This window comes from Pseudomonas sp. IT-P294, from assembly GCF_949767865.1.
In the GTDB taxonomy this organism is placed as follows: Bacteria; Pseudomonadota; Gammaproteobacteria; order Pseudomonadales; family Pseudomonadaceae; genus Aquipseudomonas.
Genome location: NZ_CATKQW010000033.1, coordinates 295766 through 318616 on the forward strand (window position 1 = coordinate 295766; position 22851 = coordinate 318616).

Below are 22851 nucleotides of genomic sequence, written 5' to 3' on the forward strand. Positions count from 1 at the left end.
TTATTCGTCTGGTTGATTTGTAGGAAGCGACGCGGTCCATTCGTCGGTCATGGCAAAATCTGAATTACAAGTCCGCTAATGACCGGCTAGTCTCAAAAGCCTTGGTGGTCGATATTTTTCAGGCAAATAGGGCTTGCCGGTATCGATCCCGCTTTGAGAGGGGAAGAGCTATGGCTGATCCGTATATCGAAGACGACGGGGCAGAGTTTCCAATCAACAATTGCGTGCAATGTGGCCAGACGGAGTATGTGGCGGGTTTTGGCGAAGATCCGGTCCAGACTCAAAAAGTGAAATCCAAGGCGCCCCGAGGGGCCAAGACGAAATTCCTGCCTCGGGTGGCGGCGCCTCCCAGGAAGTAGCATTCAACGGTTCAGACCCCGCCTATCAGAGCGGGGTTTTCATTTTTCCAGGACTGATTTTCCGCGAAATGGCCTACAGAAGAATGATCATTTTCCTGTTGATTTAATTTCACAAACTTTTCACACCTTGCGCCGTAGTCTCAGCTCATCCGTTAGAAAGCAGTACCTGCCCGTTCCCCAGCGGGCTTTTTTTTGCCTGTCATAAAACCTTTCCCATAAAAGCTGTCCAACCGTCGCTAATTGCGAGGTACGGTGGTTTTTGTGTGGACGTTACCTCCTCAAAAGCATTCAATCCCCGGCTTTTCGGTTTCCCCCTATTTTTGAGGTTTTTCGTCATGCGTTTAACACTGCCTGCTCTGGTTCTGGGACTTCTGGTGACTCAAGGTGCAATGGCTGCCGGTGATGGCACCGCGGCGATCGGTGGCGGTCTGGGTGGTGCGTTGGGCAACGTGATCGGCCAGAACATGGGCGGCAGCACTGGCGCGGCGATTGGTGCTGGCGTTGCGGGCGCAGCCGGCAGCGCTGTTGCTGCACGTAAAGGCAGCCGCACCAAAGCAGCCATTGGTGGCGGTGTCGGCGCGGCGGGCGGTTCGGTGATCGGTAACAGCCTGGGCGGCAAGAACGGTTCTACCATCGGCGCCGGCTTGGGTGGTGCGTTGGGTGGCGGTGTAGGCAGCAACCTGGGTCGCAAGCGTCACTGATTGTCAATTGATTTGCTGAAAAGCCCGGCTTAATGCCGGGCTTTTCGTATCTGAATGTTTCTTTTTCGCTTACTTCGAATTAAAAGCTGTCCAACCTACATCGCTGACCGGATTCAGTGGGGGCAGGTGCTAGACTCGCGCCCATCCGCAGAGCGTACTCTTACCCCCGATGCGGAATTTGAGGTTCATATCATGCGTTTGACATTGTCCACGTTGTTTCTGGGACTTTTGGTCGCTCAAGGTGCAATGGCTGCCGGTGACGGCACTGCGGCAGTTGGCGGTGGTTTAGGCGGTGTATTGGGCAACGTGGTCGGCCAGAGCATGGGCGGCAGCACAGGCGCGGCGATTGGCGCTGGTGTGGGCGGCGCGGCAGGTAGTGCCGTCGGCGCTCCCAAGGGAAGCCGTACAGAAGCAGCCATTGGCGGTGGTCTGGGCTCTGCCGGTGGTTCAGTGATCGGTAATCGCCTCGGTGGATCCACTGGTTCGACCATTGGCGCAGGCCTCGGCGGTGCAGCAGGCGGCGCTCTCGGCAACAACCTGGGCACTGACAGCGGCGGTGGCGGTTCTCATTCTGGAAACGGCCACAAGCATAAGAACAAACACAGAAACAAAAATCACTGATTCGTCAGCGAGTGACAGAAAAAACCCGGCCTGGTGCCGGGTTTTTCGTTTCTGTCTGTTGGGTATCGGAACGTTTGGCCGTAGGCCGCCTCGAACTTCATAGATCCCTGAACTCTACGAGGCACGTCATGACACCTGAAACCGAAGGCAAAGAAGAAAAAGGCCCGAGCGGACTGCCATTTATCAATGATCCCGGCAACGAAGATCCAGGTTCATTAATGGATGACGCTACGGTGCCACTCAACGATTCCGATGATGCCGGTGATGTGGGTAACGTCGAGTATGAAGAAGAGGATGAAGACGAAGAAAATGAGGAAGATTGACCCTCATTGGAGCGGATCGACCGATCATCTCTCTGATCGAACACAACCCCGCATCACCTCTCGAACTATCAGGGCCTGATTTTCAGGCCCTTTGAGAGGTGCTTATGAACGCAGATCCGGAAGACACCGAAACCGACGACACCCCTGAATATCCGCTGCCTTCACCGACCGATTCTTTAAGCCGCGATCAGCGGCCGCCGGATGACGACGCCGCAGAGGAGAAATTGCGCACGAGTGATATAAAACGCGGCGATGTAGAGGTCACCCCGGAAGACCCGGATATAGCGGGTAACGACGCTTCGGGTGAGCCGAGTTGAAAGCAGTCCAATTTTTTTCTGAAGAAAAGCCCAGTTCGAACTGGGCTCTTTTTGAATAAGTTTGCTATTCGTCAGAAATATCAGAGTCAACCCAGCGCATAAAAAACTGCTCCTGAACCTCAGGGTCGTTTGTCAGGTTATTTTCTTCGTAATCAAAAATACTCACTAAATCACGCCTAAATGCTCGTTTTCCCATTGTCAGTTCATAGGCTTTAACGCCTAACGACATTTGTGAGGACATGCTTGAGGTATGTACGTTTATTTTTGCTCCTTTACACAAAAAGGATACATCTCGATGGTCTTCTCTGACATGACCCAGGCATTTGTAAAAATCGTCGCCCGTGTATGATTTTCGATAACCATCTTCCATAATTAAAGTAATTGTTACCCTCTCGGAGTCACAGAGAAGTTCAGCAATTTGGCGCTCGCCATTTTTGATGATGAAAATTTTTACGCTGTCCACATTCTATTTCCTGTTCGGGTTTAAGGTGGTGTGACCAGATGGGCGACCATTAGCACTGATAGGGGTTACGCCAAGAATGTCTTCACTTTTAACACCACCTTGAATAGCTAGCTCTCGCTCGCCACCAAACTTGTATTTTTTCCCAAGTTCCGAAGTCAGATCTCGTCCAGGGATCATCCGTATGGTGTACAAAAAACCGCTTCGCATGTTGAATTGTGTGGCGAAATCGATTCCAACCTCTCTAACAGGGGAAGTGCTTACAAAATTGCTCGGAGGCTTGCTACTGTCTAGGGAATGGAGCAGCAAGTCATTGCTATCTCCCTTTGTTTTAAATCCTTGGTCAAATATCAAATCTGGGTGACGGGAGTCTCCACGATATAAATATGATTCCTCTGGATATGATGGGAGTTGAGCATCCCCCTCATCAACCTTCACCTTCCCCGCCGGATCCTCATCCCCAAACGAAGGCTTGCGACACCCATCCCCCCCAGGACACTCATTCAACCCCAACGGATCAACCCACCCCGTCGGGTTCCTTGTGTACTGATACCCGTTTAACCCACCCGCCAATCCGCTCGGATCCGGCGTCAGATACCGCCCGACATCCGGGTTGTAATACCGATGTCGGTTGTAATGCAGGCCCGTCTCGGCATCGAAGTACTGCCCCTGAAACCGCAACGGCTGGTCCAGCACCTGATGGGTGTCGCGGTTGAGTCGGGTCAGGCGGCCATACGCGGTGTATTGCGCGGCCCAGATGATGTCGCCGCTGTAGTCGGTCAGTTCTTGTGGCGTGCCGAGGTGATCGAGTTGGTAGTAGAAAGGGCACGCCTGGCGCGGGCCTTTGCCGTCGAGCATGGCCAGTGGGCGGAAGGTGCCGGGTTCGTAGACGTAGCTGCGGTAGTGTTCGCGGCTGCTTTCGGCGACGAGGTGGTCGCCTTGCCAGAAGAACTCGGTGGTTTTCCCGTCGACGGTTTTGGCGATGCGGCGGCCGAAGGCGTCGTAGCGGTAGCTGGAGCTGCGACCGTCCGGGGTGGTGACGCCGATCAGACGGTGTTGGCAGTCGTAGCGGTAGTCGGTGACGAGTTTTTGCGCGGTGCCGCGGCGCTCGCGGATCAGGTTGCCGAAGGCGTCGTAGTCGTAATGGCGGTCGCCTTGCATGAGCAGACGGTTACCGACAACCTTCGCGATACCGGGACGGTCCTGCATCAGCAGGTTGCCGGCGGGGTCGTGAGCGAAGCTTTCCGGCGGCTGCTCGCGCAAGTGACGGACGCGGATCAGGCGGCTGAGCGGGTCGTATTGGTAGTTGCGCTGGCCGTGACGGGTGTCGGCGATGCTGTCGAGATTGCCGTTGGCGCTGTAGGCATAGTCGCGGCGATACATCGCCTGGTGTTGCTGGCTGACAGCGTGAGCCTTCAGACGGCCCTGATCGTCGTAGGCATAGTCGCTGAGCAGTAGGCCTTGCTGGCGTTGCCGTTCGCGGCCGAAGACGAACTGGTGGCTGGTGAGCCGCGCGCCGTTGAGGTCGATGGCGGTCAGTGCGCCGCCCTTGGCATGGTGGTAATCGAGTTTGCTGCCGTCGGGCAGGCGCAGATGATTGAGCTGGCCGCAGGCGTCGTAGGCATAGCGCAGCGTGCCCCAGCCCTGATGTTCGGTGATCAGGCGGTCCTGTCGGTCGTACTCGAACTCCAGCGGATGGTCGTGGCCGTCGTCGACGCTGACCAATCGGCCGAGGCTGTCATAGCGATACGCGACGTTGACGCCATCGGGCAGATTTTTGACCAGCAGGCGTCCAGCGCAATCCCGTTGATAACTTGTAAAAAGCTGCGAGCCGTCATCGCCGAACTCGGTTTTCTCCAGCAGATGGCCGTTGAGGTCGTAGGCGTACGCCGTGCGCCGACCATCGAATCCAGTTTCCTGTCGGATCAAGCCGCCGGGCGTGTAGTCCAGCCGATAGTGTTCGCCGGATTCGTTTTCGATTTCCGTGAGCAACAGCTGTGCGTTGTCGTAGCGATAACGCAGTTGCGTACCGTCAGGGTTAATCCGGCGGCTGACCAGGTGCAGATCGTCGAGGTATTCGTAGCGCGTGATGCGACCCAGCTCGTCCCGTTCGGCGGTGATCTTGCCGTAGGCGTTGTAGCTGAAGGCACGGCTGGCGCCGGTAGGAAGCATCGTCTGGATCAGTCGGCCAACAGCATCCCATTGGTATTTCGTAACAGCGCCGTGTTCGTCCTGACGGGTAAGTTGCCGCCCCAGCGCATCGTAGGAAAAGCGCCGTACGCCACCGTCCGGCAGCGTCTCTTCGACCAATTGCCCCAAGCCATTCCAGACGAACACATGCCGACTGGTGTCCGGGTGACGGATCGACAGCAACTGACCCTTGTCGTCGTAGTGGTAATGGGTGATCTGGCCGCCGGGATCGGTCGCTTCGGTGACATCGCCCTGAGCGTTGCGCTGATATTTCCACACCGCTTCACCGCGATAACGGGCGTGCAGGAATCCGTTGCGGTACTCGTAGGACGTTGGTTGGTCTTCCGGTGGAATCAGCGCCACCAGCCGTCCGACTTCGTCGTAGCGGTATTCGGTCACCGCGCCCAGCGGACCCTGCTCGGCAATCAACCGGCCCTGGTCGTCGTAGGCCTTGAGGTGTTCGGCGCCGTCCAGGTCGACCCGACGCACCAGGCGCGCTCGGTCGTCGTGGACGTAAACCTCTTCGCTGCCATCGACGTTTTTAACCAACACCGCGCCGTCGTCATCCCAGACATAACGCGTATCCATCTGTGCAAACGAGGCCCAGTGACGTACACAGCGCGCCGCCTTGCCGGACCGTTCCCACTCCCAGAAGAAACTCGCCCCACCGGCCAGTTGCCGCTGCAGAATCACGTGGTGGTCGTCGTAGTCGTAGCGTTCGCTTTCGCCGGCGGCGTTGGTGGCTTCGATCAGTCGCTGACGGGCGTCGTAGCGATAGGTGGCCAGTGTTTGCTCGGTACGCCAGGCGTTTTCAGGTGCGTCGGCGGAACTGAATGACTGATACTCGACCGCGACGATGTGCCGGCGCTCGTAACGCAACAGCAGTGAGCGGCCAGCACCGTTATCGATCCGCTGAATGCGCGCCTGACCGTCGCGGGTGATGCGCAGGCGGTTGTTGTAGGCGTCACTGATCCCGGTCAGGCAACCGCTTTGAAAGTGGTAAAACCGCACGGCTTCGCCAGCCAGCGCGAGCACCCATTCTTCAGGCTGATCCCCCAGATAAATCGCCGCGCGCGACAGGCTGTTGTGAATGGCCGGACGCTCGGCGCTTGGCAGCGGAAACGTCGTGCGACGATTTTCATGGTCGATCCAGACGACGTGTTCTGCGTCCAGTTCCAGCCGATGCGACAGCGAATGACTCCAGCCCCAGCCCAGCCCGCAATCAATTTCCACGGCGCTGGTGCGGTAGAGGCGGGTAAATGCAAATGGCAGCAAACCATCGAGCGAACCGTCATTAAGGGTCAGCAACTCTTCGCCGGTGACCATCGACACCGGACAGCCGTTGGTGCAGGTCAGCGGTCCGCAATCGGCACTGTCGCCGTTGGGGTTTTTCGCCTGATCCGGGGCGTCATCCCGGTGTTCCTGCCGGACCAAACGGGTCATGGCAGTGGACTTGTCGCGAGCAATGGCGACCGGGTTTTTCACCTGCAGCACCGACGGGGCGCCCGGGCTGATCTGCAACGGCACCGCAGGCGCTGGGTTCACCGATGCTTTTCGGGCGTGGACCGCGAGGGGTTTGAGGATGCCGGCGTGGGCCGTCAGATCGGATCGGGTGCCGAGCTCGGCCAGCCGCAGGCTCGCGGCGGCCAGCCAGTTTCGCGTACGCTCCGATTTGACCTTGTCCAGCACCCTGGCGCTGATGCCGAGCGTCAGTCCTGTGCCACCGCTGAAGCGCGCCAGCAGCAATCCAATCAGTATTCCGGTACGAATTTCTGCCACGACTTCGGCGACGAACTGCGGCGGTAACATCCGCAACCAACTGGTGATGGCGGCGAGATGAATGAACATCAAAGGCTCGTCACTCAACACCAGCAGCAGGTTGGCAATCGATTCAGCCGAAGCGTTCAGCAGTGTTTCAAGTTCGGTCTCGGTCAGGTACTCAAGGAGCTTTTGGCTGTTGGCTTGCAGGTCCGTGATCAGCGCGTAGATCTGCTTCACGTCATCCCACAAGCCGTTCAGCGAATTCTCGAAACCGCGCCAATCGGCCTGTTGCAGCTGACCGTAGCGTTTGATGAATCCGGCATCGGCGAATTCAGCCCACGGGGATTCAAATTCGCTGGTCCACTCGTTACGCAACCAGCCTTCCAGATCGTCGATGACGCCTTGATAGGAGGCATAGAGCGCTTTGACATGTGCTACGGAAACGTTCGGAAAGAACGTGATTCGATAGCGCAGGCTGCGGTCGCACTCGGGGATTTCGAGGACGCCGCTCGGGCCGATCTCGTGATGGACCGGCTCGCCAAACGTGCCGTCGGAGGTCAATGGTTCGAGCATCACCGGCGTATTGCCGATCGGCACGAAACGCGCCGCGTCGAACATGTGCACCAGGGTCAGGGGACCTGCCGCCGGGCACGCGGCGACGGTGGAGCTGACGGGAGCAGTGGCGGTTTTTGGCGCAACCAGGCGGACTTCGTTACCGACCTTGAACACCTGCTCGATATCCAGTGCCTTGCCGGTCCAGAAGCTTTCGGCCCAGGCATCGTAGTCATTGAGGCAGAGCCGAAAATCAGCGAGCAGCGCTTCGACGTCCGGCTTCCTGGGGTCCATCGCGGCGACCACCAGAAGGCCGATGGCGTTATTCAAGGCCAGTACCTTGTCCGGTACGAACATTCGCAGTCCCTCGCGCAGATCAAAATTGAGCGCGAGACTTTGCTTGGGATCAGCGGCTAAAGAAGTCGGGAAAGGAGGCGTTTTATGTAGGGGAAATCGCTAAATGACGACGAGCGCTTTTTGTCTCTGTCGGGCATTGCCCGTTGCCCAATGCCAGCGGCGCTCGTTATGCTGCTGAATCCTTTAATCGATCACGGACCCGGCCGTACCTGCGCCGCCTCTGGGATGTCATTTGAAAACGGATCCGATGCGATGAATGCAACGCTCAACGAATTCGGCCCGATCAAGGCCGTGATTTTCGACATGGATGGCTTGTTGCTGGACACCGAGGGCATTTATACCCAAGTGACCGCGCAGATTGCCGCGCGGTACGGCCGGGTCTTCGACTGGAGCGTCAAACAGAACATCATCGGTCGTGGCGCGGGTGATTTGGCGCGTTATGTGGTCGAAGCCCTGGACCTGCCGATTACTGCCGAAGAGTTTCTGGTGATCCGCGAGCCGTTGATGCGTGAGCTTTTTCCAACCGCGTTGGCGATGCCCGGTGCCGAGGAGCTGGTCCGGCACTTGAAGGCCCACAACATTCCCATTGCGGTCGGCACCAGTTCTTCGCGTCAGTCGTTTGGTCAGAAAACCACGTTGCACCGCGATTGGTTCGCGCTGTTCGATTTCGTCGTGACGGCTGACGACCCGGAAGTGGGCGCGGCCAAACCAGCGCCTGACATCTTCCTGACGGCGGCACGGCGCCTGGGCGTTGCGCCTGCAGATTGCCTGGTGTTTGAAGATTCGCCCTTCGGTGTCACGGCGGCGAAAGCGGCGGGGATGACCGCGATTGCGATTCCGGACGCAGCGATGGCCGACGAAAAGTACGCACACGCCGATGGCATTCTTCGTACGCTGAAGGCGTTCATACCGAGCGCATGCGGTTTGCCGGCGCTTGAGTGGGCATAAAGCAGCAGACACAAAAACGCCGGCAGATTTGCCGGCGTTTTTTTTTGCGCGGTTTAAAGCATCAGGCGCCAAAACCACCGTCAATGGTCAGGCTGGCGCCGGTGATGTAGCCGGCTTCCGGGCCCACCAGGTAGGCGACGAAACTGGCGATTTCTTCAGCTTTGCCATAGCGACCCACTGCCATCAACGGGATCAGGCTCTCGGCGAAGTCGCCGCTGGCCGGGTTCATGTCGGTGTCGACCGGGCCCGGTTGGACGTTGTTGATGGTGATCCCGCGCGGGCCGAGGTCGCGCGCCAGGCCTTTGGTCAGACCGACCAGTGCCGACTTGCTCATGGCGTACGGGCCGCCACCGGCGAAGGGCATGCGGTCGGCGTTGGTGCTGCCGATGTTGATGATGCGACCGCCTTCAGTCATGTGTTTTGCGGCGGCCTGGGTGGCGACGAACACGCTGCGCACGTTGATGGCCAGGGTCTGGTCGAAATCTTCGAGTTTGAAGTCTTCCAGCGGTGCAACGGCCAGTACGCCAGCGTTGTTGACCAGGATATCGAGGCGACCGAAGGCTTTGACGGTGGCGCTGACGGCATTGCGAATGGCCTCGGCGTCGGCGCTGTCGGCCTTGATGGCCAAGGCTTTACCGCCATTGGCAATGAGGCTGTTTTGCAATTCTTCGGCTTTGGCGGTGGAGCTGACGTAAGTGAAGGCAACGGTCGCGCCTTCAGCGGCCAGGCGTTTGACGATGGCGGCGCCGATGCCGCGGGACCCGCCTTGAATCAAAGCCACTTTGCCGCTGAGGTTATGAGTAGTCATATCGATCTCCAGAGTCCCGAGGCGAGATTGTCTCGGTTGATGGAGCCTAGTATCGATTCAGGATTACCTGCTGAGTAGACGGTTATTGCGATAGTCTGTGTAAACCAAAAGTTTATAGTGATGCTTATGGAAACCTTCAGCAGTATCGAATGCTTCGTGCGTAGCGCCGAAGTCGGCAGCTTTGCCGAAGCTGCGCGCCGCTTGAGCCTTACCCCGGCGGCGGTGGGCAAAAGTGTTGCAAAGCTTGAGGCTCGCCTCGGCGTGCGCCTGTTCCAGCGCAGCACGCGCAGTTTGACGCTGACCGAGGCCGGACAGCTGTTTCTTGGCGAAGTCAGTTCCAGCCTGCTCACGATTCAGAATGCCGTAGCCAATCTGGCGAGCGCTGAAGGGCGGCCGGCGGGAACGCTGAAGGTCAGCATGGGCACGGTGTTCGGGCGTTTGTATGTGGTGCCGTTGCTGGGCGAATTTCTACGACGGTTTCCGGCAATTAGCCCGGACTGGCATTTCGATAACCGTCAGGTAGATCTGATTGCGCAAGGGTTCGATGCGGCGATTGGCGGTGGTTTTGAACTGCCGCAAGGCGTGGTCGCACGCAAGCTGACACCGGCGCATCGGGTGTTGGTGGCGTCGACTGATTATCTGGAGGGGCGGAAGGCGATCCTAGAGCCCGAAGATCTCACGGATCACGATGGCATCCTGATTCGCTCGCCGCAGACCGGGCGAGTGCGTTCCTGGCAGTTGACCAGTCGTACCCGGCAAAACAGCCCGCTGACGCTCAAGGCGCTGATGACCATGAGTGATTCGGAGGCTGCTTGTGCGACGGCGGCCCAGGGGTTGGGCATTGCATTGGTGAGCATGCCATTTGCGTCCGTTTATCTGGAGGCCGGGACGTTGCAGCGGGTGTTGCCGGACTGGTATGTCGACGATGGCAACATTTCCATCTATTACGCGGAACACAAACTGCTGCCGGGTAAGACCCGGGCGTTTGTGGATTTCATCATTGAGCAGTTTGCGCAACAGGGGTTGGTGCAGCGGTTTAGTGCGCTATGAGTCAGGCTTGAGACCGATGGCGGCGACTCGGTTCAGTGTGAACTCATCGCCCGAACCGCCCCGGCCAGCCAATGATATTTTTCGGTCGCGGTGTCGCATACGTCCGCACTTTCGATGTCGACAATCCAAGGCGCACCAACGACTCGGCAATCGTCACCGCCGCTGTCACGCCATCCACCACGGGAACCCCGGTGCGCTGGCGGATCTGCTCGTCCAGCCCGGCCATCCCGCCACAACCCAGGCAAATCACCTCGGCCTTGTCCTCAAGCACGGCCAGTTCCGCCTGACGCACAATCGCCTCCAGCGCCCGCTGCGGGTCTGACTCCAGCTCCAGCACCGCCAAACCACTGGCCCGTACCGACGCGCAACGGTCCCACAGCCCGGACAGTTTCAGCCGATCCTCGATCAGCGGCACGGTACGGTCCAGGGTGGTGACCACCGAATAAGCATGGCCCAGGAACATCGCGGTGCTGGCGGCGGCGTCGGTGATGTCCACCACCGGAACGTTGAGCAGTTCCTGTAAACCTTCGCGACCGTGTTCGCCGTACCCGGCCTGAATCACCGCGTCGAATGGCTGGTCGTAGGCCATCACTCGGTCCATCACCGCAATGGCGGCCAGGTAGCTTTCAAAATTGCCTTCGATGGAGTCGGCACCGAAGTAGGGCGTCAGGCCGATGATTTCCGTCCCCGGTGCCGCCACCGCTTGAGCCGAGCGGGCGATGGCCTGGGTGATGGATTCGGTGGTGTTGACGTTGACCACGAGAATTCGCATGGAAAATCCTTATAGCGCAAAGGTTCTGCAGCCCGGCATCGCCGGGCCGTCATGGGATTAATGACTGACGTTATCGACTGCGATGCTTTCACCGCTGACGTCGGCGTAATGCGGCTGCCGTTTGGCAATGATCAGGTAGAGCATCCCTGCAATCGCGGCGCCAATCAGCCACGAAAATGGCGACACGTCGTGGAAACCAGGCATCAAAGCCAGGACGATGGCGATCAATGCTGCAGGAATAAACGCCGCCACCGCGCGTAAATTGACCCCGCGGCTGTAGTAATAGGCGCCATTGGGATCTTCGCTGTACAACTGCGGCACGTTGACCTGGCCTTTTCGTACAAGCCAGTAATCGACCATGATCACGCCGTACAACGGCCCGAGCAGGGCGCCGAGGCCGGACAGGAAATACACGATCACCAACGGGCTGTTGTAGAGGTTCCACGGCAGGATCAGCACGGCGATGGTCGCGCTGATCAACCCGGCGCGGCGGAAGGTCAGGTATTTCGGGGCCAGGTTGCTCAGCACAAAAGCCGGGGCGACGAAGTTGGCCATGATATTCACCGCCACGGTGACGATCAGGAACGCCAGGCAACCGAGCACCAGGAAAAAGGTGTTGGGGATCGAGGCGATGATCTCGGTCGGGCTTTCGATGATCCGGCCGTTGATCTGAAATTGCGCACCGCAGAGCAGGACGGTGATGGCCGCGAACACCAGGATATTGACCGGCAGGCCCCAGAAATTTCCGACCTTGATGGTTTTGCGGCACGGCGAAGAACGGGCAAAGTCGCAGAAATTGAGGATCAGCGTGCCGTAGATCGCCAGCCACAACGCGCCACCGGCAAAGATGTTGCGCCACATCTCGCCACCGGTCAGCGGTTCGCGGATCGACCAGGCGATGGTGGCGTTGGCCTGGGTGTACATCCACCCGGCGAGGGCGGCGACGGTCAGCAGAATCACCGGTCCGGCGAACGCTTCGTAACGCCGGACCATTTCCATGCCATAGGCAAGGATGCCCAGTTGCACCAGCCAGATGGCCACGAAACACACCCAGCCAAGGGTCGATAGACCAAGTATTGAGTCGTGGTCGTACTCGGCGAAGCCGGGGTGCACCGCCGTCAGCAGCACCCGAAAGACCACCGACGCCAGGTACGTCTGAATGCCGAACCAGGCGATGGCGATAACGGCGCGGATCAATGCAGGAATTTGCGCGCCATGAATGCCGAAACTGATCCGGCTGATCACCGGAAACGGCACGCCGGTCTTTTGGCCCATGTAGCCCGAGAGGTTCATGAAGCAATACACCAACGCCGCGCCAATCCCTAGCGACAGCAGAATTTGCCAGCCACCCAGGCCCAGCGCATACAGGCCGATGGCGAAGGAGTAGTTGGCGATGTTGTGCACATCATTGGTCCACAGGGCAAAGATGCTGTAGCGGCCCCAGCGTCGACCTTCGGCTTTGGTCGGCGCCAGGTCTTTGTTGTGCAGGCGTGGGCTGAGCACCACGGGGACATGCAGCGTGTGATCGTCGGCGATTGAAGTGGGTTGGAAGGAGGGCAGATCCAGCGCGATGTTGTTATTGGAGAGGCTAGTACGCATTCCGGCAGGCTCCGAGCTTGGCGTCGCGATGACTGTGCATGAGCGTGGGCTCGACAAATCTTCGTCGCAGGCGGCAAGCATCATTGGTTACGGGGCATCTGCAGCCTGTACGGGATAGGGCGCTTCAGGCTTGCGGATCTAAAGTGTGTGTATGTTTTTATACTATTGTATACAAAACATGTATGCACTTAAGCCAGATCCATGCCAGCTCTGAATCTATCAATCGCGGCGCTCATTTCGAATTGTTATCGATGGTGGATAAGTGATTGAAAAAAAGACGATATAAATTGACCGATTGAACAGCTATTTATTTTTCTGCGAAGTGGGTAGGAAAACGCTACTGGGGAAGTCAGGAAAGGGTGCTGTAACTTTTTGGGGCGCAGAAACAAAAAGTGCACACACAAATGGCACCTATGGTGACATTCGTGTGTACACATTTTCGAAAGGATCACACTGATCCTGTGGGAGCGGGCTTGCCCGCGATAGCGGTGTATCAGTCGACAAGAATGTTGAATGTCAGTCCGCAATCGCGAGCAAGCTCGCTCCCACAGGGGATCTCAACAAGGCTCGGGATCAGGCCTTGGATTTGCTGATGATGTTCCCTGCATGCAACCCGCATTCTTTCTGCGTCGCTTCTTCCCACCACCAGCGGCCTTCACGTTCGTGCTGGTTCGGCAGGACCGGGCGGGTGCAGGGCTCGCAGCCGATGCTGATGAAACCGCGTTCATGCAGGCTGTTGTACGGCAGTTCAAGCATGCGGATGTAACCCCAGATCTCTTCGCTGGTCATTTGCGCCAGCGGGTTGAATTTGTACAGGGTACGTTCCGGGGTGGAGAAAGCGGTGTCGATTTCCAGCACGGCGACCGCGCTGCGGGTGCCCGGGCTCTGGTCGCGGCGTTGGCCGGTGGCCCAGGCGGTCACGCCTGACAGCTTGCGGCGCAGCGGTTCGATTTTGCGGATGCCGCAGCATTCGCCATGGCCGTCCTTGTAGAAGCTGAACAGGCCCTTTTCCTTCACGAACGGTTCCAGTTTCGTGTAGTCCGGGGACACCAGTTCGATGTCGATCTTGTAGTGCTCGCGCACCTGATCGATGAAGCGGTAGGTCTCGGGGTGCAAGCGGCCAGTGTCGAGGCTGAACACTTTGACGTTTTTGTTCAGCTTCCAGGCCATGTCCACCAGCACCACGTCCTCGGCGCCGCTGAAAGATATCCACAGGTCATCGCCAAACTCGGCAAACGCGAGTTTCAGGATGTCCTGGGCGGATTTGTTGGCATAGGTCGTGGCGAGTTCCACAACATCGAACGATGGGCTCATCAGGGCGGCTTCCTACAGGTCGGTGGCGCTGGGCGCTCTATATGGACCCGATGGTAACAAAATCCTGCAGCTACTGGCGCGCCCTCTGCGTTGCACAGGTTTGTCTGAGTCGCTAGAGTTCGGCAGTCCTTTTGCTCGCTCGACTCAATAATCAATACAAATGGGAGTGTCTTGTGGAAATTGCCTGTCTGGATCTTGAAGGTGTGCTGGTCCCGGAAATCTGGATCGCCTTTGCCGAAAAAACCGGAATCGAATCCCTCAGGGCCACCACCCGGGACATTCCCGACTATGACGTGTTGATGAAGCAGCGTCTGCGGATTCTCGATGAGCACGGCTTGAAACTCACCGACATTCAGGAAGTGATCGCCACGCTCAAGCCGCTGGACGGCGCCATCGAGTTCGTCAACTGGCTGCGTGAGCGGTTTCAGGTGGTGATTCTGTCGGACACGTTCTACGAGTTCTCCCAGCCGCTGATGCGTCAACTGGGGTTCCCGACGTTACTGTGCCATCGCCTGATTACCGATGATTCGGGACGGGTGACAAGCTATCAACTGCGTCAGAAAGATCCCAAGCGCCAGTCAGTCCTGTCGTTCAAGAGCCTCTACTACCGCGTGATTGCAGCGGGGGATTCGTACAACGACACCACGATGCTCGGTGAGGCGGATGCGGGGATTCTGTTTCATGCACCGGACAACGTGATTCGCGAGTTCCCGCAGTTCCCGGCGGTGCACACCTTTGCGGATTTGAAGCAGGAGTTCATCAAGGCTTCCAACCGCGCCCTGACCTTGTAGTCGTCTTAGAAGACGCCGCTGATCGTTCCCACGCTCTGGTGGGAACGATCAGATCAAAGGTTTTGCAGGGTATCGAGCAACACCTTCACCTTGGTAATCGATTCCTGATACTCGGCCTGCCACTGCGAATCCGCGACAATCCCGCCGCCGCCCCAGCAGCACACCTGACCATCCTTGACCAACAAACTGCGAATCGCGATGGAGCTGTCCATTTCGCCACGCACGTCCAGATACAACAACGAACCGCAGTACAACCCGCGCCGGGTCGGTTCCAGCTCATCAATAATCTGCATGGCGCGAATCTTCGGCGCGCCGGTAATCGAGCCGCCCGGGAAACTGCCGGCAATCAGGTCCAGCGCGTCGCGGCCCTCCGCCAGTTCACCGGTCACGCTGCTCACCAGGTGATGCACATTCGGATAGCTTTCCAGGCTGAACAACTCCGGCACCCGCACCGAGCCGATGCGGCAGGTGCGCCCCAGATCGTTGCGCAGCAGGTCGACGATCATCAGGTTTTCCGCGCGATCCTTGGGACTGGCCAACAGTTCGGCGGCGTTCTCCGCGTCTTCGGCGGCGGTCAGTCCGCGAGGGCGGGTGCCTTTGATCGGGCGGGTTTCGACGTGGCGTTCGCTGACTTTAACGAAACGCTCCGGCGACAGACTCAACACCGCTCCACCATCGGGCAGGCTCTGGAAACCGGAAAACGGTGTCGGGCACGCCGCCCGCAGCGCGACATAGGCGGTCCATGGATCACCATGGCACTGAGCCCGAAAACGCTGCGCGAAGTTGACCTGATAGCAGTCGCCCGCCTGGATGTAGTGCTGAATACGCTCCAGCGCGCGGCGATACTCGTCCGCACTCAGGTCGGGCTGCATCGGGGCTTTCAACTTGAAGGGCTCGACCACTGCAACCGCAGGCTGGCTGAACAACGCGATCAGGCGCTGACGTTCGCTGTCGATCAGCGAGGGGTGGAACACCAACTGACTGGTGCTCAACTGGTGATCGCTGATCAGCGCCCAGTCGTACAGGCCGAACCGCGCGTCAGGCAAATGCAGGTCGTCCTGCGCCTGACTCGGCAAATGCTCCAGATGCCGGCCGAAATCGTAGCTCAAGTAACCGATCAGGCCGCCCGCGAAGGGCAGGTCAAACGGGACGTCCGCTTCACCCAGTTGTGTCAGCTTTTCGCGAAGTCGTTGCAGGAACGCGCTGCCTTGCTCTGAGGGCAGCACTGCCAGTTGCTCCAGCGGCCAGGCGCTGAGCAGGTCATAACGCCCGCGATCAGCAGTGGGCCGGCCGCTGTCGAGCAGCACGGCGCCGGGAGCATGACGAATCGCCGCGAAGTACTCGGCGGGGTTGGCGCGATAAGGCAGCGGATGTACGGAGCAAGTCAACATGGGCGGGGCAGATCAGCCATCGAGGCGGGGTGGCGATTGTAGTCCTCTGCAGGAATTGCTCCTAGAGGGGATTGATCGTTCCCACGCTCTGCGTGGGAATGGAACCCGTGACGCTCCGCGTCACAGGCGGACGCAGAGCGTCCGTGGCGGCGTTACCACGCAGAGCGTGGGAACGATCAGTGTGAGGGGATCAACCCTCAACCGCCGGAATATGCCCAAACATCTCCTGCACAAACTCGACTCGTTCGCGCACTGTCTCGGTCATCCCGCGGGCCTTCAGTTCTTCGAGCCGCGCTTCCACCGCATGGGTGCGCAATGTCAGGCCGCAATCATTGGCAATCTGAATGTTCAAGCCAGGCCGGGCATTGAGCTCCAGGATCAGCGGGCCTTTTTCTTGATCGAGCACCATGTCGACGCCGATGTAACCCAGTCCGCACAGCTCATAGCAGCCGGCGGCGAGTTTCATGAAACCGTCCCAGTAGGGCAATTGCACGCCGTCCACTGCGTTGGTGGTGTCCGGGTGTTTGGTGATGATGTTGTTCAGCCAGGTGCCGCGTAATGTCTGTCCGGTCGCGAGGTCGACGCCAACGCCGATTGCACCCTGGTGCAGGTTGGCCTTGCCGCCGGACTGGCGCGTTGGCAGGCGCAGCATCGCCATCACCGGGTAGCCCATCAACACGATGATGCGGATGTCCGGCACGCCTTCGTAGCTGATGCTTTTGAAGATCTGGTCCGGGATCACCCGGTATTCGATCAGCGCACGGTCGCGGTGACCGCCCAGGGAATACAAACCAGTGAGGATGCTGGAGACATGGTGTTCGAGCTCCTCATGGCTGAGGATTTTGCCGGACACTGTGCGATAACGGCCCTCGAAGCGGTCGGCAATCACAATGATGCCGTCACCGCCAGCGCCCTGGGCCGGCTTGATCACGAAGTCGTTGCGCCCGCCGATGATCTCGTCGAGGTTATCGATCTCCTTTTCGGTGGAGATGATGCCGTACAGCTCTGGCACATGAATGCCGGCGGCGATTGCGCGTTCCTTGGTGATGATCTTGTCATCGACGATCGGGTACAGGCTGCGCTTGTTGTACTTGAGCACGTAGTCCGCGTTGCGCCGATTGATGCCCATGATGCCCTGGGCTTCCAGGGCCTTCCAGGTCTTCCAGAAGCCGAACATCAGGCGTCAACCTTCTTCAGGAAAGCCTTGAAGCGCACCAGTTCGGTCAGGCGGTAACCGCGATAGCGACCCATTGCCAGCATGAAGCCCACCAGGATCAGCAGCACGGCCGGGAAGGTGAACACGAAGTAGATCAGCTCCGGCACGCTCATGATCAAGTGAGCCAGGGACGCGGCGAACAGCGTGCCGATGGCCACTTTCATGGCGTGCCCGGAGCCGCGCTCTTCCCAGGTGATCGACAGGCGTTCGATGGTCATGGTCAGAATCACCATCGGGAACAGCGCCACCGACAGCCCGCGTTCCAGCCCAAGTTTGTGGCTGAACAGGCTGATCGCAGCGATCAGCACCACCACGAACGTCAGCACCACCGAGAGCCGGGGCAGCATTTGCAACTTCAGGTGTTCAAGGTAGGAGCGTAGCGACAGGCCCAGCGCCGTGATGATCGTAAACAGCACGATGCCGAAGCCGAGTTGGGTTTCGCGGAAGGCGAGGGCGATCAGCACCGGGGTGAACGTGCCAAGGGTCTGCAGGCCGATCAGGTTGCGCAGGATCAGGATCACCAGCACGCCGATCGGGATCATCACCATGATCATGAAGGTCTGCTGGGTTTGCAGCGGCAGCCCGTACAACGAGTATTCGAGGAAGTTGGCGTCGGTGTTTTCATCGGTCAGCTTGGCCAGGCGAATCGCGTTCATTTCGCTGTTGTTCAGGCTGAACGTCACGTTGGCTTTTTTGCCGCCATCGACGGTGATCAGGTTTTCGTCGCCGGTCCACCACAGCAGGCGGTCGGTCGGCAGACCTTGTTCGCCGGTTTCCGGGTTGAAGTACAGCCAGTCGGTGCCGTTGAAGCTGCGCAACCAGAGTTCAGGCACTTGCGGCTGATCGGCCACCAGGCGGATGGTGTGGACCTTTTCCACCGGCACGTGGGCGATGGACAGTACCAACTCGACGATTTTGGCTTTGTTGGGGGTGGACGTATCACCGCCCAGCAGCAGCTTGACGTTGTCGTCGCTGAGATTGTTGACACGCTTGATCGCTTCGCCAACGAAGGTTTCGACGTCAGCCGAGTGTTGGCGGATCGGTGCGAGCAGGGCTTCGGCGGCGACTTTTTCCGCGCCTTCGACGGCAATGCTGTCGCGGAAGGTAGGGCCTTTGACTTTGGATTTTTCGCCGGTGTAGCGCTTGGTCAACACCAGCCGGTAATACAGGGTCTGGTTGCCTTTGGCCCGACGTGCCGACCAGGTGACCTTGCGGTTGCCATCGACACGGTTTACGGCAACGCCATAGTTATTGGAAATGAAGCTCTCATTCAGGCTGACGTAATCACGGCTCAGCGGTGGCACGAACATCTGGATCTTGACCGGGTCTTTGGCACTGGCGACGAACTCGACCTTGGCGTCGATGTTCCACAAGTCGTCCGTGGCGTCTTCGGTCACGGGAATGCCGAGCACGAAGATCTGATAGGCCGTAACTGAAATGCCCAGGACCACCAGGATGGCGATCAGCAATTTCAGATGGAGGGTAAGAGAGCGCATTGGAATTACTCTGCCGTATGAGCGTCGGTGGCGCAGGCGGGTTTGCCAGCAGCGTATTTAAGACTGGGGTCGACCAGCGCATCGAAGCGCTTGAGTGCTTCGGAGCCGATCAGGAGCGGGTATTGGAAGGCGCTTCTGTCGGTCAAGTTCACTTCGATGCTGCGCAAAGCCGAACCCATGCAGATATCCAGCTCGATCACCGGACGGGCCGTGTACTTCTTGCCTTCTTCCGGGTCGTAGTCACCGGCCCGCCGCTTGATTTTGCTGACCCGGGCCAATGGCCGTTCGATCGGGTGCGAATGGGCGGCGTCGATGGCCAGGTAGAAACGCACCCAGGACTCGCCGTTACGCTTGAAACGTTTGATGTCGCGGGCACTCAGGGAAGCGGTTTTCGCCCCGGTGTCGAGTTTGGCGGCGACTTCCAGGTCGATGCCATCGAGAGATGCGTACTCATTGAGACCGTACACGGTCTTTTCCCCCGCCGCGGCGAAACCGGGCAGGCAAAGAAGATAAAGGAATGTCGGGAAGGGCTTGAGTCTCATAAATCCTGGTGCGCAGCGGTCCGTGTATCGATCAAGGCCCTGGCATCGCTGCGCAAGCTCCCTCGTATGCCTATCAGCTATTTATGACAAGCAGTGCAGATGTCACAGACAAATGCGGCCGGCATTCTAGCACGGCCGTTTTATGGCGCCAGCGCTTGCGGACGGCTATAAACAGTGGTGCTGCTTCGTTATGGTGCAGTCGGTTATTAGACGATTGTCGACAATATCTATTTATCCTTTGACTGTGGCGCCTGTTTTAGCTAGTTTTTGCGTCACTAGCTTTCAAGGTGTCGACAATATGCTGGATCAACTCGATCCCCCGGTCATTGCCCAAGACGATTCGGAGACGCTTTCCGAAAACGTCTTCCGCCGCATTCAGGCGGCCATCGTCAAAGGCGAGATCGCCCCGGGCAGCAAGATCTCCGAGCCGGAACTGGCGCGCACTTACGGCATCAGCCGTGGGCCGCTGCGCGAGGCGATCCACCGTCTCGAAGGCCAGCGCCTGCTGGTGCGGGTGCCGCACGTCGGGGCGCGGGTGGTTTCACTGAGCCATGCCGAGCTGCTGGAACTCTACGAAATTCGCGAATCCCTCGAAGGCATGGCCTGTCGCCTTGCGGCCGAGCGCATGACCCTCGAAGAAATCGACGAGCTGCGCCGGGTCCTCGAAACCCACGAGCGCGATGAGGCGTTTCAGGCGGGGCGAGGCTATTACCAGCAGGAGGGCGACTTCGACTTCCATTACCGGATCATTCAGGGCAGCGGCAACCGCACCCTGACGCAAATGCTCTGCGGCGAGCTTTATCAACTGGTGCGCATGTACCGCATCCAGTTTTCCACCACGCCCAATCGCCCGCATCAGGCCTTTGCCGAGCACCATCGAATTCTCGACGCCATCGCCGACCGTGACGGTGAGCTGGCCGAGTTGTTGATGCGCCGTCACATCGGCGCCTCCAAACGCAATATCGCCCGTCATTACCAGGACGGCGCGCACCAGACAGCCACAGAACGAGGTGAGTCATGAGTTCCAACAAGAGCACTCCAGGCCAGCGTTTCCGCGATGCGGTCGCCAGCGAACATCCGCTGCAAGTGGTCGGCGCGATCAACGCCAACCACGCACTGCTGGCCAAGCGCGCCGGTTTCAAGGCGATTTACCTGTCGGGTGGCGGGGTGGCTGCCGGCTCCCTCGGCGTGCCGGACCTGGGCATCACCGGCCTGGATGACGTGCTGACCGACGTGCGTCGCATCACCGACGTCTGCGACCTGCCACTGCTGGTGGATGTGGACACCGGCTTCGGTTCCTCGGCGTTCAACGTCGCGCGCACCGTTAAATCGATGATCAAGTTCGGCGCGGCGGCGATTCACATCGAAGACCAGGTGGGCGCCAAGCGCTGCGGTCACCGTCCCAATAAAGAAATCGTGTCCCTGCAGGAAATGGTCGACCGCATCAAGGCGGCCGTCGATGCGCGTACCGATGACAGCTTCGTGATCATGGCCCGCACCGACGCCCTGGCGGTCGAAGGCCTGGAGTCCGCCCTGGATCGCGCCGCCGCGTGCATCGAGGCCGGTGCCGACATGATCTTCCCGGAAGCCATCACCGAGCTGGACATGTACAAGCTGTTCGCCAGCCGCGTGAAAGCGCCGATCCTGGCCAACATCACCGAATTCGGCGCGACGCCGCTGTACACCACCGAGCAACTCGCCGCTGCCGACGTGTCGCTGGTGCTGTACCCGCTGTCGGCCTTCCGTGCGATGAACAAAGCCGCGGAAAACGTCTACACCGCGATCCGCCGCGACGGCACGCAACAGAACGTCATCGACACCATGCAGACTCGCATGGAGCTTTACGATCGCATCGACTATCACACCTTCGAGCAGAAGCTCGATGCGTTGTTTGCGGCGAAGAAGTAAGGCACCCCTCAACAACTTGCCGATTCCCTAACAAATTCAAAAACTGGAGACAGCAATGGCCGAAGCAAAAGTACTCAGTGGCGCCGGGCTCCGTGGCCAGGTTGCCGGGCAAACCGCCCTGTCCACCGTGGGCCAGTCGGGCGCAGGCCTGACCTATCGCGGTTACGACGTTCGCGAACTGGCGGCTGACGCGCAATTCGAAGAAGTGGCCTACCTGCTGCTGTACGGCGAACTGCCGACTAAAGCGCAACTCACCGCCTATATCAACAAACTGGGCAAGCTGCGCGACCTGCCGCAAGCGCTCAAGGAAGTGCTGGAACGCATCCCTGCCGACGCCCACCCGATGGACGTGATGCGCACCGGTTGCTCGTTCCTGGGCAACATCGAGCCGGAGAAAGACTTCTCCGAGCAGCACGACGTGACCGACCGCCTGCTGGCCGCGTTCCCGGCGATCATGTGCTACTGGTATCGCTTCAGCCACGACGGCAAGCGCATCAGCTGCGTGAGCGACGAACAATCCATCGGCGGCCACTTCCTGCACTTGCTGCACGACAAGAAGCCGAGCGAGTTGCACGTGAAGGTGATGAACGTTTCGCTGATCCTCTACGCGGAACACGAATTCAACGCCTCGACCTTCACCGCGCGGGTGTGTGCTTCGACCCTGTCAGACATGTTCTCCTGCATCACGGCAGCCATTGGCTCGCTGCGCGGTCCGCTGCACGGCGGCGCCAACGAAGCGGCGATGGAAATGATCGAGCGCTTCAAGTCGCCGGAAGAGGCGATCAAAGGCACCCTCGGCATGCTCGAGCGCAAAGACAAGATCATGGGCTTCGGCCACGCGATCTATAAGGACAACGATCCGCGCAACGAGGTGATCAAGGGCTGGTCGAAAAAACTTGCTGAAGAAGTGGGCGACACCGTGTTGTTCCCCGTCTCCGAAGCCATCGACAAGACCATGTGGGAGCAGAAGAAACTGTTCCCGAACGCTGACTTCTACCATGCGTCGACATACCACTTCATGGGCATTCCGACCAAGTTGTTCACGCCGATTTTCGTCTGCTCGCGCCTGACCGGCTGGGCGGCGCATGTGTTCGAACAACGTGCCAACAACCGCATCATCCGCCCGAGCGCCGAGTACGTCGGCGTCGAACAGCGCAAGTTCGTGCCAATCGAACAACGCTGACCGGGGAGGGTGCCGGCACCGGGATCTGAATAAACGCAGATCCCTGTGGGAGCGAGCTTGCTCGCGATAGCGGTGGGTCAGTCGACATTGATGTCGGATATGACTCAGTCATCGCGAGCAAGCTCGCTCCCACAGTGGATTGTGTTCACTTTAGGTCCGTGCCAGGCATGCCCCTTTTGTAATCACCGTGAC

Annotated in this window: 21 protein-coding genes; 11 read left to right on the plus strand and 10 right to left on the minus strand. The window is 58.9% G+C overall.

Going from position 1 to position 22851, the window contains the following annotated elements; genetic code table 11:
* Positions 1–170: 170 nt before the first annotated feature.
* The 5 genes from ACM6I0_RS20445 to ACM6I0_RS20465 all read left to right on the plus strand — a co-directional run bounded on the left by ACM6I0_RS20445 (position 171) and on the right by ACM6I0_RS20465 (position 2321).
* Entirely contained in the window at positions 171–359 is a 189-nt protein-coding gene (locus ACM6I0_RS20445; RefSeq protein WP_285436492.1) for a hypothetical protein, read from the plus strand.
* A gap of 335 nt (positions 360–694) precedes the next feature.
* On the plus strand, positions 695–1060 hold the full coding sequence (locus ACM6I0_RS20450) for a bacteriocin (protein ID WP_285436494.1): 366 nt from the start codon (positions 695–697) through the stop codon (positions 1058–1060).
* 192 nt (positions 1061–1252) lie between these two features.
* Entirely contained in the window at positions 1253–1681 is a 429-nt protein-coding gene (locus ACM6I0_RS20455; RefSeq protein WP_208671991.1) for a hypothetical protein, read from the plus strand.
* Between the two features lie 128 nt (positions 1682–1809).
* Complete coding sequence (locus tag ACM6I0_RS20460; protein WP_259150869.1) at positions 1810–2004, plus strand: hypothetical protein; 195 nt, start codon at positions 1810–1812, stop codon at positions 2002–2004.
* A gap of 104 nt (positions 2005–2108) precedes the next feature.
* The gene (locus ACM6I0_RS20465; protein ID WP_414923116.1) at positions 2109–2321 is read left to right on the plus strand and encodes a hypothetical protein; all 213 of its coding nucleotides are present in this window, start codon (positions 2109–2111) and stop codon (positions 2319–2321) included.
* A gap of 64 nt (positions 2322–2385) precedes the next feature.
* Here ACM6I0_RS20465 and ACM6I0_RS20470 read toward each other — a convergent pair whose 3' ends face one another.
* Together ACM6I0_RS20470 and ACM6I0_RS20475 are read right to left on the minus strand one after the other, a co-directional pair.
* Entirely contained in the window at positions 2386–2784 is a 399-nt protein-coding gene (locus ACM6I0_RS20470; protein ID WP_414923117.1) for a hypothetical protein, read from the minus strand.
* 3 nt (positions 2785–2787) lie between these two features.
* Complete coding sequence (locus ACM6I0_RS20475) at positions 2788–7641, minus strand: RHS repeat-associated core domain-containing protein (protein WP_414923118.1); 4854 nt, start codon at positions 7639–7641, stop codon at positions 2788–2790.
* A gap of 252 nt (positions 7642–7893) precedes the next feature.
* Between ACM6I0_RS20475 and ACM6I0_RS20480 the strand changes: the two genes are divergently transcribed.
* Positions 7894–8589, plus strand: a complete 696-nt coding sequence (locus ACM6I0_RS20480) for an HAD-IA family hydrolase (protein ID WP_414923119.1) — start codon at positions 7894–7896, stop codon at positions 8587–8589.
* A 61-nt stretch (positions 8590–8650) separates the two neighbouring features.
* Here ACM6I0_RS20480 and ACM6I0_RS20485 read toward each other — a convergent pair whose 3' ends face one another.
* Entirely contained in the window at positions 8651–9397 is a 747-nt protein-coding gene (locus ACM6I0_RS20485; RefSeq protein WP_285432180.1) for a 3-oxoacyl-ACP reductase family protein, read from the minus strand.
* Positions 9398–9523: 126 nt separating this feature from the next.
* Here ACM6I0_RS20485 and ACM6I0_RS20490 point away from each other — a divergent pair, with 126 nt between their 5' ends.
* Positions 9524–10447 carry a LysR family transcriptional regulator gene (locus ACM6I0_RS20490; protein WP_414923120.1) on the plus strand — a complete coding sequence of 308 codons (924 nt, stop codon included), beginning with the start codon at positions 9524–9526 and terminating at the stop codon, positions 10445–10447.
* Positions 10448–10490: 43 nt separating this feature from the next.
* Here the strand turns inward: ACM6I0_RS20490 and ACM6I0_RS20495 are convergent, their stop codons facing one another.
* From ACM6I0_RS20495 to ACM6I0_RS20505, 3 genes are all read right to left on the minus strand, one after another.
* The gene (locus tag ACM6I0_RS20495; RefSeq protein WP_222585393.1) at positions 10491–11219 is read right to left on the minus strand and encodes an aspartate/glutamate racemase family protein; all 729 of its coding nucleotides are present in this window, start codon (positions 11217–11219) and stop codon (positions 10491–10493) included.
* 57 nt (positions 11220–11276) lie between these two features.
* Positions 11277–12818 (minus strand): NCS1 family nucleobase:cation symporter-1, encoded by a 1542-nt coding sequence (locus tag ACM6I0_RS20500; RefSeq protein WP_285432178.1) that lies wholly within the window; start codon positions 12816–12818, stop codon positions 11277–11279.
* Between the two features lie 573 nt (positions 12819–13391).
* Entirely contained in the window at positions 13392–14132 is a 741-nt protein-coding gene (locus tag ACM6I0_RS20505; protein ID WP_008042297.1) for a phosphoadenylyl-sulfate reductase, read from the minus strand.
* Between the two features lie 173 nt (positions 14133–14305).
* Between ACM6I0_RS20505 and thrH the strand changes: the two genes are divergently transcribed.
* Positions 14306–14923 (plus strand): bifunctional phosphoserine phosphatase/homoserine phosphotransferase ThrH, encoded by a 618-nt coding sequence (gene thrH, locus ACM6I0_RS20510; RefSeq protein WP_222585395.1) that lies wholly within the window; start codon positions 14306–14308, stop codon positions 14921–14923.
* Between the two features lie 53 nt (positions 14924–14976).
* Here thrH and pabB read toward each other — a convergent pair whose 3' ends face one another.
* The 4 genes from pabB to ACM6I0_RS20530 all read right to left on the minus strand — a co-directional run bounded on the left by pabB (position 14977) and on the right by ACM6I0_RS20530 (position 19568).
* The gene (gene pabB / locus ACM6I0_RS20515) at positions 14977–16314 is read right to left on the minus strand and encodes an aminodeoxychorismate synthase component I (protein WP_285432177.1); all 1338 of its coding nucleotides are present in this window, start codon (positions 16312–16314) and stop codon (positions 14977–14979) included.
* 190 nt (positions 16315–16504) lie between these two features.
* Complete coding sequence (locus ACM6I0_RS20520) at positions 16505–17491, minus strand: alpha-L-glutamate ligase-like protein (protein WP_222585397.1); 987 nt, start codon at positions 17489–17491, stop codon at positions 16505–16507.
* Positions 17491–19026, minus strand: a complete 1536-nt coding sequence (locus tag ACM6I0_RS20525) for an inactive transglutaminase family protein (protein WP_285432176.1) — start codon at positions 19024–19026, stop codon at positions 17491–17493. Before ACM6I0_RS20525 ends, ACM6I0_RS20520 begins: the two co-directional genes overlap by 1 nt.
* Before the next feature lie 5 nt (positions 19027–19031).
* Positions 19032–19568: an ATP-dependent zinc protease gene (locus ACM6I0_RS20530; RefSeq protein WP_046047911.1), complete on the minus strand. Its 537-nt coding sequence runs from the start codon at positions 19566–19568 to the stop codon at positions 19032–19034.
* Between the two features lie 301 nt (positions 19569–19869).
* On the opposite strand from ACM6I0_RS20530, the gene ACM6I0_RS20535 reads away from it, so the two are divergent.
* The 3 genes from ACM6I0_RS20535 to prpC are packed head-to-tail and all read left to right on the plus strand — an operon-like array spanning position 19870 to position 22659.
* Positions 19870–20589: a GntR family transcriptional regulator gene (locus tag ACM6I0_RS20535; RefSeq protein WP_197678949.1), complete on the plus strand. Its 720-nt coding sequence runs from the start codon at positions 19870–19872 to the stop codon at positions 20587–20589.
* Positions 20586–21476: a methylisocitrate lyase gene (gene prpB / locus ACM6I0_RS20540; RefSeq protein WP_008146328.1), complete on the plus strand. Its 891-nt coding sequence runs from the start codon at positions 20586–20588 to the stop codon at positions 21474–21476. Before ACM6I0_RS20535 ends, prpB begins: the two co-directional genes overlap by 4 nt.
* Positions 21477–21531: 55 nt before the next feature.
* Positions 21532–22659, plus strand: a complete 1128-nt coding sequence (gene prpC / locus ACM6I0_RS20545) for a 2-methylcitrate synthase (RefSeq protein ID WP_259150832.1) — start codon at positions 21532–21534, stop codon at positions 22657–22659.
* Positions 22660–22851: the final 192 nt, after the last annotated feature.